1 protein-coding gene is annotated in these 1,564 nt (G+C 63.0%); it reads left to right on the top strand.

All coding sequences use genetic code 11. The features are described 5' to 3' along the window. The first annotated feature begins 111 nt into the window (after positions 1-111). The gene (locus tag J2X52_RS17390) at positions 112-1,203 is read left to right on the top strand and encodes an IS110 family transposase (RefSeq protein ID WP_310156401.1); all 1,092 of its coding nucleotides are present in this window, start codon (positions 112-114) and stop codon (positions 1,201-1,203) included. Positions 1,204-1,564: the final 361 nt, after the last annotated feature.

Here is a 1,564-nt window from a genome sequence, read left to right as displayed (position 1 = left end):
GCATCGGCTTGAATGAGTAAAAAGGAGACTTCCCACTTCAGCGGCAAGCCGCTCGGCATCGAGTGCCATGATTGTGTTTCGACGAACAATCAAATGAAGGGGAAGTCTCCAATGGGCACTATAACCATGGGTGTGGACCTGGCAAAGCAGGTGTTTGCAGTGGCCGAGCTGGACGCTGGCGGCCGGGTCCGGCAGCGTCGGGACCTCAAGCGCGATGCCTTTGCCGCATGGCTGGCCCAACTGCCGCCCGGCACAGTGGTGGCGATGGAAGCGTGCAGCGGGGCGCATCACTGGGCGCGTCGCTGCCTTGCGCACGGGCTGGTGCCGCGCCTGATGGCGGCGCAGTTCGTCAAACCGTTCCGCAAGTCGCAGGGCAACAAGAACGACCGCAACGATGCCGAGGCGATCGCGACCGCGGCGCGACAGGGCAACATGCGCTTCGTGGCAGTGAAGACGGTCGACCAGCAGGCGCGGCTGAGTTGGCATCGCGTGCGCGAAGGCTATAAAGCCGAAGGCATGGCGATCAGCAACCGCCTGCGCGGGCTGCTGGCCGAGTTCGGCGTGGTGGTGGCACGCAGCGACCACGCGCTGCGTCGGGCGCTTGGGGATGAGACCGTGCGCCAGCAGTTGCCGGCGATGCTGCATGGGCTGCTCGATGATCTGCAGCAACACTGGCAAAAGGTGCGCGAGCGGATTGCCGCTTGTGATGCCGGCATCGCTAAGCATGCAAAAGCCGATGTGCGCAGCCGGCGCGCCCAGCAGATGCTCGGTGTGGGACCGCTGACCGCCGATGCGATAGTTGCCACGATCGGCGATGGCCGCGAGTTCACGCACGGCCGGCAGCTGTCGGCATGGCTGGGCCTAACGCCCACGCAACACTCCAGCGGCGGCAAGCAACGCCTCGGGCAGATCAGCCGTCGCGGCGACAGTTATTTGCGCACCTTGCTGATCCAAGGCGCGAGAAGCAGTTTGCAGCGGGCGAATGCGGTTGCGCTGGAGAAGGCGAGTGCCGAGCAGATCTGGATCCGCGGCTTGGCGCAACGCATGCCCTTCGGAAAGATGCTGGTGGCGATCGCCAACAAACACGCGCGGCAGCTGTGGGCAATGCTGGTACGTGATGAGGATTACGACGCCGAAGCCTGGCTCAGGCACCCGATGGTGCAGAGGCCGGCAAAGCGCAAGACACACGTCATGGCCGCCTGAAAGCGGGGCACGGCGCACGAGGTCCAACGCCAGAGCGACGAGGTAGCAAGCGGTCAGACCGTCCCGGAGAGAGCCTGACTAACAAGGTGGCGCCATCGCATGACACGGCTGATCCCCGTGCATGGGCGAAACCGATGAATGAGAGAGGCCTTCGGGTGCGGTTTTTACCCTGGTCCGGATCAGTAACGCCGATCCAACAAGACCGATTACGGAAATGCAGTCTGGCAACGCTTTGATCACAGATCACTCTGGCGAGTGTTACTGCAATACCCGACAACAGGAGAACAGCAAATGCCTCAACGCTCAGGCGCGGCGCTCATGCACTCGGAGTTGACAGGAAGCTCCTTACGGAATTGTTAGG

Source organism: Luteimonas sp. 3794, from assembly GCF_031456825.1.
In the GTDB taxonomy this organism is placed as follows: Bacteria; Pseudomonadota; Gammaproteobacteria; order Xanthomonadales; family Xanthomonadaceae; genus Luteimonas.
Note: the sequence above shows the minus strand (reverse complement) of the source record. Positions and strands in the feature narration are given on the sequence as shown.